Origin of the sequence: Leuconostoc litchii (assembly GCF_008107645.1) — a bacterium.
Taxonomy (GTDB): domain Bacteria; phylum Bacillota; class Bacilli; order Lactobacillales; family Lactobacillaceae; genus Leuconostoc; species Leuconostoc litchii.
Genome location: NZ_SDGY01000006.1, coordinates 35,778 through 45,693, shown reverse-complemented (window position 1 = coordinate 45,693; position 9,916 = coordinate 35,778). Strand labels below are relative to the sequence as shown.

Sequence of the window (9,916 nt, the reverse complement as noted above, 5' to 3'; positions counted from 1 at the left end):
AAACAGAAACAGAAACAGAAATCACCGAACAAAAAATTTATGACGAAGGTTTAAAAAAATCCCGCACAGGATTTGCGGATCGTTTTAATCGATTTTTAGCTAATTTTCGCTCAGTAGATGAAGATTTTTTTGAGGAATTAGAAGAAACTTTAGTCGGTGCAGATGTTGGTTTTGACATGGCCATTAAAATTAGCGATGAACTTCGTGAAGAGGTTAAATTGAAGAACGCTAAACGGAAAGAAGATGTCCGTGATGTGATCATTAAAAAAATGGTCGATTTGTACGAAGCTGATGGTCTCAATGAAGATGCTTCAATGAGTTTTGCACCTCAAGGACAAACAACAGTGATTTTATTTGTTGGTGTAAACGGTGTTGGGAAGACAACGACTATTGGTAAATTGGCAAGTAAGTATCAAAAAGCTGGTAAATCAGTCCTTCTAGCTGCTGCAGACACATTCAGAGCAGGTGCAACCAAGCAATTACAGGAATGGGGTGAACGCGCCCATGTACCAGTGGTTTCAGGTAAAGAAAAAGCAGATCCTGCTTCAGTTGTGTTTGCTGCAGTTGAAAAAGCGCGTGAGGAAAACTATGATGTGCTTTTTGTTGATACAGCAGGACGTTTGCAGAATAACGTGAATTTGATGCAAGAATTAGAGAAAATGAAACGCATTATTCAACGTGAAATACCTGAAGCACCGCATGAAGTTTTGTTGGTTCTTGACGCTACGACCGGTCAAAATGCTTTGCAACAAGCTAAGTTATTCAAAGATTCCTCTGATGTTAGTGGTATTGTGCTAACCAAAATGGACGGTACTGCTAAAGGTGGTATTGTTTTTGCTATTCGTAATGAGATGCATTTACCAGTTAAATGGATTGGATTTGGTGAAAAGGCAAATGATTTACGTGAGTTTAAGCCAGAAGAGTTTGTCTATGGTTTGTTCAAAGAATTGGTTGAATCATGAATTTAGCGAAAAAAAACCATATTAATGAATTATTTGGCTTTTATGAAAAGTTATTAACAGCTAAACAACAGGCTTATTTACGTTATTATTTTGAAAATGATTACTCTATTGTTGAAATTGCTGAAGCCGAAGCAGTAAGTCGTCAAGCAGTTTCTGATAATATTAATCGAGCAGTTGAGCAATTAGAAAAATATGAAAATGCATTACATCTGCAAGTTGATTTTGTAAAACGGCAAGCGTTAGAAAGTGAAGTGGAACAATATATAGAAACACATTACCCGAATGATAATGTGTTAAAATTATTGGTGCAGAAGCTTTTAACGACGGAAATTGATAATTAGAAGGGAAATGTGCAAAAAAATGCACAAGCTAAACACCTATGGCATTTGAAAATCTAACAGAACGCCTATCAAAGGCAATTAAAAATCTGACAGGGCGTGGTCGTGTTAGCGAAGAAGATTTACGTGCGACAATGCGTGAAATTCGTTTGGCCTTGCTAGAAGCCGATGTTAATTATGATACGGTGAAAAAATTCGTGGCTAATGTTCGTGAAAAAGCAAGTGGTACGGACATTATGGAAGGGCTCAATCCAGCGCAACAAATTGTTAAGATTGTTAATGATGAGTTAACAATAACGATGGGTGAGGAAGCGGCACCGCTAAACAAATCATCAAAAATTCCAACGATTATTATGATGGCTGGTTTGCAAGGTGCTGGTAAAACCACTACTGTAGCTAAGTTAGCTTATAAATTAAAAACAGAAGAAAAGGCACGACCATTATTAATTGCTGCCGATATCTACCGCCCAGCTGCGATTGACCAACTAGAAATTCTTGGTCGTGATTTAGAAATTCCAGTCTTCTCTATGGGTACAGATGTTAATCCGCGCGACATTGTACGTGCTGGATTGAAAAAAGCTGCTGAGAACAAAAATGATTATGTATTTATCGATACAGCTGGACGTCTTCAAATAGATGAAGAATTGATGCAAGAATTGAAAGATATTGCAGATATTGCTCATCCTGATGAAATATTATTGACAGTCGATGCTATGACCGGGCAGAATGCTGCTGAAACTGCTAAAGGATTCTCGGCTTCACTCGATTTGACAGGTGTAGTTTTGACTAAGTTAGACGGTGATACACGTGGCGGTGCGGCATTATCAATTCGTGATGTGACTGGCAAGCCAATCAAATTTGTTGGTCAAGGAGAAAAACCTACTGATTTAGATGTATTCTATCCAGATCGTATGGCATCGCGTATTTTGGGTATGGGTGATGTCTTAACATTGATTGAAAAGGCACAACGTGATTTTGATGAAGAAGAGCAAGAAAAACAGCTCGAAAAAATGCGTCAAAATACCTTTGACTTCAACGACTTTGTGGCACAATTAAAACAAGTACAAAGTATGGGACCAATGGAAGATCTATTAAAGATGATTCCTGGAATGGCTAATAACCCAGCGTTGGCTAATATCAATATTGATGCAAAACAATTTGCTCATTTGGAAGCTATTGTTGGTTCAATGACACCTGCAGAACGTGAAAATCCCGACTTGATTAATCCGTCTCGTCGTCGTCGTTTGGCAGCTGGAGCTGGTCGTCCAATTGTTGAAGTTAATCGTATGATTAAGCAATTTGATCAAATGCGCAAAATGATGAATCAAGCTACTAATGGTAACTTTGGTGGCATTGACAAGATGATGGGCGGATCTGGTATGGATATGTCCTCAATGATGAGCGGCATGGGCGGTGGCATGCCAAAAGGCAACTTCGGCCAGAAAGTGCAAACATTTGCACTTAAACAAGCTGCACGTCGTTTGAAAAAAGCCAAAAAAAAGCGTGGACGTAAGTAATGAAAAGTTTGGAACGCACTTTACCAGTGTTTGTATTTGTTGTATTACTTGGTTCAAATTTACTTAATTTGTCACAATTTTCTTTTGTATCAGTTTTAATTGCTATATTATTGGCAGCAATAGCAGGTGTGATTGTATTTGGCTTGGTAAAGTTTTTATGGTGGTGGGTTCGCAGATAATCTTATTGGGCCCAATAATGTTGTTCAATTATTTAATATATTAAGGATTAATTATGACAATTAAACTCATAGCTTCAGATCTTGATGCAACTTTTTTACGCGATGATAAAACAATCAATGAACCACTTTTTAGAGAAGTATTGCAAAAAATGAATGAACAAAAAATTCAATTCATTGTGGCGACAGGTAACCATTTACAAAAAGTTCTAGAGTATTTTCGAAATTTTGAAGGTCAATATCAAATCATAGCGAATAACGGTGCTGAGGTAATGTTGAACGGTCAAATTCAAAATGTGAAAGTTGTGCCCACAGCAGCTTTGAAAAACATTGTTGCTATTACTGAAAAATATTTAAATGATATTGCTGTGGGATTGGCTTTTACAGGTCAATCTAAAACATACATGTTAAAAACACAAGCTCAAATTGGCCATACATTTCAAGAAGCTTCAAAATATTTTCAAAATTTAATTTTAATTGATAATCTGGAAGAAATAGTAGAACCGGTCTTGAAGGCAACAATTGTTTTGAATAGACACGAAACATTATATATGAATGATCTTAAGTCGATTTTAGGGAATTCAGTTCACGTTACAACATCTGGTTATGGAGCCATTGATATTGTTAATTCAGAAGTTAATAAAGCAAATGCTTTAGCATATATAGCGAAGGCTTTAAACGTAGATGAATCTGACATTATGGCCTTTGGTGATGGCCTCAATGATATGGAAATGTTGGAATATGTCGGTCATCCAGTAGCAATGGTTAATAGTGATCCTGAGTTATTTAAGCATGATTTTGATATCTCAGTTGCGAATAATCAGGATGATGGTGTATTGAGAACAATACTAAAAAGCATTTAACACACAACTTGTGTGTTTTTTTGTTATAGTAAGAAACAAGGTGATTATATGATTAAAAAAGATGGACACACACATACACAGTTTTCCCATCATGGTAGCGAAGAAAAATTAGATCAATATATTGAATATGCTATTGAGTTGGGATTTAAAGAATATGTGGTTACGGAACACGCACCACTACCGAGTCAGTTTTTTCAAGAGTTTGTTGGACCGAAAGATGCACAAATTAATTCTGCAATGACTAATGCTGAGCTACCAATCTATAGAGAAGAAGTTAAACGTGTTCAAAAAAAATATAAGAACAATATTATGATTAAAGCAGGACTGGAAGTAGATTATTTACAAAAATATGAATCTCAAACAAGAGAATTTCTGCAAGAAAATAAAGATTGGATTGATGAAATAGTATTATCCGTACACTTCTTACCTAACAGTAGTAGTGATATTGTGCCTATTGATTATGATCCAGAAACTTTATCTAATTATTTTATGCGAGAATGTAGAGAACCAAAAAAATTGTTTGAACGTTATTATGAGGCAGTTAGTCAAAGTGTGCAGTTTGATACGGGGTTATTAGATACTACAATACGAATTGGACACCTTACTTTGATTCGAAAATATCAAAAATTACTAAATTTACCTAAATTTGATATTGGCATCAGTGATAAAATTTTGAATATACTACAAGATATTAAAAGAAAAAATTATCAGTTAGATTTTAATGCAGCAGGTTTTAGTAAGCCTTATAATGGTGAAAGCTATCCCACCTTTGAAATTGCTGAAAGTGCAAAAAAAATAGGCATTCCATTAATTTATGGCTCTGACGCACATAATGTAGCTGCATTGGGACTTCACTTTGATGAGATGAATAATTTTATTGAAAATATTTAGATAATTGGTACATATGAAAATAAAGAAAAATGTTAGATGGTTTTTGTTGTGTTTAATTATTGTATTTTTTTTAGTCGTTTTTATAGGTAAATTTATGCAAAATAATACGCCAACGAATCAATTATATCAGGCATGGAAATCGAACTATGTTAGAAATATTGCGACTGGTAGTTTTGTGAACAGTAATGATCATAAAAGTAAAGAGATAGCATTATCTGAATCACAGGGTTATGGTATGTTAATCACCATTCTGGCTGCAGAACAAAATGAAGCTACTCAAGAAGATTTTGATCAATTTGTTAAATACTATCAAAATCATAATATTAGTAAAGAAAATCATCTAATGGCTTGGAAACAAATTAGGTCAGGGAATAAAATGAAAACATTAGTCGAAAATAATACCAATGCGACCGATGGTGATATGGATATTGCTTATGCGCTATTAATGGCAGATCAAAAATGGCAGTCTGATGGAAAATATAACTATAAGAAAATAGCTATTAGTATTCTCGATGATTTATTGCATTATAATTACAACGATCAAAATGAATTATTAAATGTTGGGAATTGGGCAAAAAAGAATATTAAATATGAAAATTTGATTCGAACGTCAGATTTGGTACCTACGTATTTTAAAAAATTTTATGAAGTAACTAATGATTCAGAATGGTGGAAAATTTACTTAAAATCAATTAATGTTTTACAAAATGTAAGTAATCAAAATGATACCGGACTTATTCCTGATTTTATTATAGTTAAGAATAGTAGTATCACTAATGTTGCTCCTAACACTTTTGAAAGTGCAGATGATAATAATTATGGCTGGAATGCTAATCGTGTGCCAATGAGGCTCTCTTTTGATACATCCAATCAACAATTATTAGCTATTAATAAAAAATTGTTAAACTTCTTCAACCAACAAAATCAAATTAAGGCAGTATATCAATTGAACGGTAAAGAACAAAATGATTACAGTTCCATGGCTTTTACTGCACCTCTTGCAGTGGCAGCGTATCAACAGAAAAGTGAATTCAAAACTTTGTCAAATGATTTGTTAAAACAGGTGAATAATAGTAATTTATCAAATAATTATTATGCTGATACCTTAAAAATGTTGGCAGCATTAATGATTGAGCATTCTAGTTCAAAATGAAGTATAGGAGAATCTAGTATATGAACATAATATTTTTAGGTATTGAGGCCTGTCTATTGCTGTTAACAATTTTTTGTTATTTTTTGGGGAAAAAATATCATATTTTAAAACAAAGTTTGATTATTATATATATTGTTACGACTGCTATCTATTTAATATGGAGAACTGGATGGACTCTACCAAATGATAATGTATTAAGTCTGATTTTAGGAATTATATTATTATTGGCAGAATTGGGGGGATTTTGTCTGTCTATAGTTTTTTACAGACTTTTTTTTAAAAAATACCATCGACCAGTCAAAAAACTTAATGCATATAAAAAAAATCAGTATCCTAGTATTGATGTTTTTATCGCCACCTATAATGAAGAAATAGGTATTTTACAAAGAAGTATTGTTGCTGCAAAATTAATGAATTATCCAGTAAAAAGTTTAGTAAATATTTACGTTTGTGATGATGGCAGTCGTGATGAAATTAAATATTTATGTCAGCGTTTAGGGGTACATTATGTCGCAAGAGAGGAACATAAACATGCTAAGGCTGGCAATCTAAATCATGCGATGTCTGTATCTAATGGTAATTTAATTGTTACTATGGATGCTGATATGGTTCTCCGTACAGACTTTTTAGAAAAGACTGTAGGGTATTTTGAAAATCCTAATATGGGATTTATTCAAACACCACAAACTTTTTTTAATGATGATCCCTATCAGTTTAATTTATTTGCTACAAATGTTATTGGTAATGATCAAGATTTTTTTATGCGTAACATTGAACAACAAAAAGATGCATTTAACGCAACCATGTACGTTGGTTCCAATGCAATTTTCCGGCGAGAAGCTTTAGAAAGTATTGGTGGTTTTGCTACAGGAGTTATCACCGAAGACATGGCAACAGGAATGCTGTTACAAGCTAAAAAATGGCAAACTGGTTTCGTAAATGAAAACTTGGCAAGCGGTCTTGCACCGGAAACTTTTGGTGATTTAATCAAGCAACGTGATAGATGGGCCAGAGGTAATATACAAGTTGGAAAAAAATGGCATCCTTGGCGCATCAAAGGGCTGAGTTTTATGCAACGTCTGATATATACAGATGGAATACATTACTGGTTTTCGGGAATATATAAATTGATTTTTCTCTTAGCACCGATTTTTTTCTTAGTTTTTGGTCTATATAGTTTAGAGACCAATCTGGAGCAAATTTTAACTTTTTGGTTACCTTCATTTGTAGCATCACAACTTGCTTTTAACTTAGTCAGTGAAAAAAAACAAACAGTCATGTTAAGTAATATATATGAAACTGCAACTGCACCATTTATGGCTTTTGGTGTATTCAATGAACTTTTTCTAAAGTCAAAGCAAAAATTTGCTGTTACTCGAAAAGGTGTTAACACTGAAAACAGCTTTTATAACTGGCGTACGGCTTGGCCAATTATTGTTTTGTTAGTATTATCTTTGTTTGGTTTAATTAGGGGTATTTTGTTAATTGTAGGTGTATGGGAAAGCTCTATCCCAAAAGATGGTATTTATATTAATATTTTTTGGCTGTTTTATAATTCCTTTTCTCTGATTTTAGCTAGCTATTTATCCAATGAACGACCTCGATTACGCAAGTCTGAGAGATTTTTGTCAGATACAATTATCCAAATTAAATTTACCAATCAAAAGGTAGTTGAAGGGCAGATTTTAGATTGGAATGAAGATGGAGCAAGAATAAAATTATCCGCTATTATTGAAGATTTGAGCCTGCATGGTCAATTTGATATTATGGGAAATAAATTTAAATTTAAAAAAATGTGGCAGCGTCAAATAAATGGTCAATCCTTAATAGGTGTTACCTTTAAAGAATTAGACATGTCTGCGTATGAATACATTATTAGACATACCTATGCACAAAATTCACAAATTTATAATAGTATAATTTATTCAAATCGATTATGGCATATTATTGTGAAATGGTGGGTAGAAATACTGAGCAAGCGAAAAGCGCATTAAAGGTAAAAATATTGGAAAAGATAATGACCAAAACCCAGTCACAATTAAAAATGATTCAGAATTTGTATTTTGTTGTACAGCCTATTTTTAATGTATCAAATGAAAATCAGGTTGCGTTTTACGAGTTACTATTAAGATCAAAAGTATCAAATAAATTTCCTGGTAATAATTTTTTTGATTTATTTAGCAGTGAGTATGGAAACTTAAAAGTTCTTATTTTTTTTGAAACTGAGTTAAAAAAATTCCTAAATGATAATCCAAATACTACTTTCTCTATTAATTTTGAAATAATACAATTTCAATATGATCAAACAATTACTTTTTTTGAGAATATGCTGACTTATTCACCAAAAATTATAATTGAAATAACTGAAAGATCGTATGAAGCTAGTGAAAATAAATCTATTTTACCAAAAATACAAAAAATACAAGAAATGGGATATAGCATTTTTATTGATGATATTGGAACTGGAAGACATACACTTTCTTGTGTGCAGAATAGTGCCAACTATATTGACGGTATAAAGTTTTCGGCTGTACCATTTAAAAATCTTTCGAAGAATGATGTTGTTGGCTTATTAAATACTTGGGAAAATATAGCCAAAGCCAATCATTTAATATTTATTTGTGAAGGAGTTGATAACTTTGAAAGTTATTATTTATTAAAAAAAATGGGAATAGATTATCAGCAAGGATGGTATTTAGGTAGACCAATGGGTTACACAATTGAGGCAAAAAAATGATAATGTATGTTTTTAGTTATTTAATTTTGATGGTTATAATACTAAATTTAGCTATTTCAACATTAATTAGCATGAAACTTTTAATGCATAATAATTCTGGTAGTCGCTATGAGCAGTGGATAAAACCAATCATTTATGTAGCCATGGTTTATACAGAAATGTCGGTTTCTTTTAATTTTATTGGTGTAGTGGCGCATGAATACTTATTTGCTCTTTTAATTTTTTACTTAGTAGACAAAAATAAAGCTGTATTCTTAGTTGCTGTTACACCAATTATAAGAATAATGTACATTTTTTTTGTTGATGGGCATGTCACATTAGTTAGTGTCATAGCTACTGGAATCGTCAGCATACTAGTTATTGTATATTTAAAGGTATTTAGTAAATTTGTTGAAAATCAATTATTATCGATGCTTCTTTGCGAAATACTTATTGTAGCTACAGAAATTGCCTTTTCTTCATATATCCCGCATGTTGTTATATACAGTTTATTTAATCAATCAACAAACTGGATTATCCGTGCTACCGTTGCAGTAATAACTGTTATAGCAGTTAGAAAAGTATATCTGCAAGTTACATCTTTGCAAGAAAAGAATTTAGAATTAAAAAAAGAAGTTAGTTTTGATAAATTAACAGGTTTTTTAAATTATAAAAAATTTGAACAAGATATTTTAATGAATGTTAATACGAGAAATAATATTGGTATTGCAATTATAGACCTAGACTATTTCAAAAAAGTTAATGATACCTACGGTCATGATATAGGGAATCAAATTTTACAGCAGTTTTCAATATTTTTAAGAAAACACTTAGCTTATAAGTTAAAGCAAACTGAGTTAGGTATCTATAGATATGGTGGCGAGGAAATTGTTTGGATGTTTGATCCCGTTCTATTTTCTGATGTACAGGAATATTTAGAAATAGTACAGGCAGAATTTGAAAAAATACCATTGGGTGGAAAGAATCATTATATGAGTTTTTCTGTAGGTATAAGTTTTTCTATAAATCATCATTTTAACTTAAAAAAGACTTTTGATGAGGCAGATAACTTGTTGTATGAATCGAAAAAAAATGGTAGAGGGCAAATAGTTATTGATAATAAAATATGATTTTTATTTGATTATTAAATTATATTAAAATAAGTATTGACATATATAATTATTGCTGTAAAATTAAAATAAATTAATGATTTATTTAGCTAAAAGTTGGAAAAGTAATTAATAGGCTTACTGTACAGGAAGTGTTCAAGCTAACGCATTGAGATGAACGCCAGTATTAT

At 32.2% G+C, this 9,916-nt stretch carries 10 protein-coding genes; all 10 read left to right on the top strand.

Annotation, left to right across the window (positions count from 1 at the left end; translation table 11 throughout):
- The coding region (gene ftsY / locus ESZ47_RS08165) for a signal recognition particle-docking protein FtsY (protein ID WP_148606491.1) at positions 1 to 962 on the top strand (962 nt) is incomplete at its 5' end.
- Positions 959 to 1,303, top strand: a complete 345-nt coding sequence (ylxM, locus tag ESZ47_RS08160; RefSeq protein ID WP_148606463.1) for a YlxM family DNA-binding protein — start codon at positions 959 to 961, stop codon at positions 1,301 to 1,303. The genes ftsY and ylxM, both read left to right, overlap by 4 nt.
- A 38-nt stretch (positions 1,304 to 1,341) precedes the next feature.
- Positions 1,342 to 2,817 carry a signal recognition particle protein gene (gene ffh / locus ESZ47_RS08155; protein ID WP_148606461.1) on the top strand — a complete coding sequence of 492 codons (1,476 nt, stop codon included), beginning with the start codon at positions 1,342 to 1,344 and terminating at the stop codon, positions 2,815 to 2,817.
- A complete protein-coding gene (locus tag ESZ47_RS08150; RefSeq protein ID WP_148606459.1) occupies positions 2,817 to 2,996 on the top strand; it encodes a hypothetical protein in 180 nt (59 codons plus the stop codon). Before ffh ends, ESZ47_RS08150 begins: the two co-directional genes overlap by 1 nt.
- A 53-nt stretch (positions 2,997 to 3,049) precedes the next feature.
- Positions 3,050 to 3,856, top strand: coding sequence for a Cof-type HAD-IIB family hydrolase (locus ESZ47_RS08145; protein WP_148606457.1), 807 nt, complete (start codon positions 3,050 to 3,052; stop codon positions 3,854 to 3,856).
- Between the two features lie 48 nt (positions 3,857 to 3,904).
- Positions 3,905 to 4,747, top strand: coding sequence for a histidinol-phosphatase HisJ (gene hisJ / locus ESZ47_RS08140; protein WP_148606455.1), 843 nt, complete (start codon positions 3,905 to 3,907; stop codon positions 4,745 to 4,747).
- A gap of 94 nt (positions 4,748 to 4,841) precedes the next feature.
- Positions 4,842 to 5,900, top strand: coding sequence for a glycosyl hydrolase family 8 (locus ESZ47_RS08135; protein WP_148606453.1), 1,059 nt, complete (start codon positions 4,842 to 4,844; stop codon positions 5,898 to 5,900).
- Positions 5,901 to 5,920: 20 nt separating this feature from the next.
- The gene (locus tag ESZ47_RS08130) at positions 5,921 to 7,894 is read left to right on the top strand and encodes a glycosyltransferase family 2 protein (protein WP_148606451.1); all 1,974 of its coding nucleotides are present in this window, start codon (positions 5,921 to 5,923) and stop codon (positions 7,892 to 7,894) included.
- The gene (locus ESZ47_RS08125; protein WP_244307579.1) at positions 7,855 to 8,637 is read left to right on the top strand and encodes an EAL domain-containing protein; all 783 of its coding nucleotides are present in this window, start codon (positions 7,855 to 7,857) and stop codon (positions 8,635 to 8,637) included. Before ESZ47_RS08130 ends, ESZ47_RS08125 begins: the two co-directional genes overlap by 40 nt.
- Positions 8,634 to 9,746 (top strand): GGDEF domain-containing protein, encoded by a 1,113-nt coding sequence (locus ESZ47_RS08120; RefSeq protein WP_148606449.1) that lies wholly within the window; start codon positions 8,634 to 8,636, stop codon positions 9,744 to 9,746. Before ESZ47_RS08125 ends, ESZ47_RS08120 begins: the two co-directional genes overlap by 4 nt.
- Positions 9,747 to 9,916 lie beyond the last annotated feature (170 nt).

Excerpts from the sequence above, each read along its gene's own strand:
- ylxM (WP_148606463.1), top strand. The coding sequence starts at position 959 with ATGAATTTAGCGAAAAAAAACCATATTAATGAATTATTTGGCTTTTAT.
- ffh (WP_148606461.1), top strand. The coding sequence starts at position 1,342 with ATGGCATTTGAAAATCTAACAGAACGCCTATCAAAGGCAATTAAAAAT.
- ESZ47_RS08150 (WP_148606459.1), top strand. The coding sequence starts at position 2,817 with ATGAAAAGTTTGGAACGCACTTTACCAGTGTTTGTATTTGTTGTATTA.
- ESZ47_RS08145 (WP_148606457.1), top strand. The coding sequence starts at position 3,050 with ATGACAATTAAACTCATAGCTTCAGATCTTGATGCAACTTTTTTACGC.
- hisJ (WP_148606455.1), top strand. The coding sequence starts at position 3,905 with ATGATTAAAAAAGATGGACACACACATACACAGTTTTCCCATCATGGT.
- ESZ47_RS08135 (WP_148606453.1), top strand. The coding sequence starts at position 4,842 with ATGCAAAATAATACGCCAACGAATCAATTATATCAGGCATGGAAATCG.
- ESZ47_RS08130 (WP_148606451.1), top strand. The coding sequence starts at position 5,921 with ATGAACATAATATTTTTAGGTATTGAGGCCTGTCTATTGCTGTTAACA.
- ESZ47_RS08125 (WP_244307579.1), top strand. The coding sequence starts at position 7,855 with ATGGTGGGTAGAAATACTGAGCAAGCGAAAAGCGCATTAAAGGTAAAA.
- ESZ47_RS08120 (WP_148606449.1), top strand. The coding sequence starts at position 8,634 with ATGATAATGTATGTTTTTAGTTATTTAATTTTGATGGTTATAATACTA.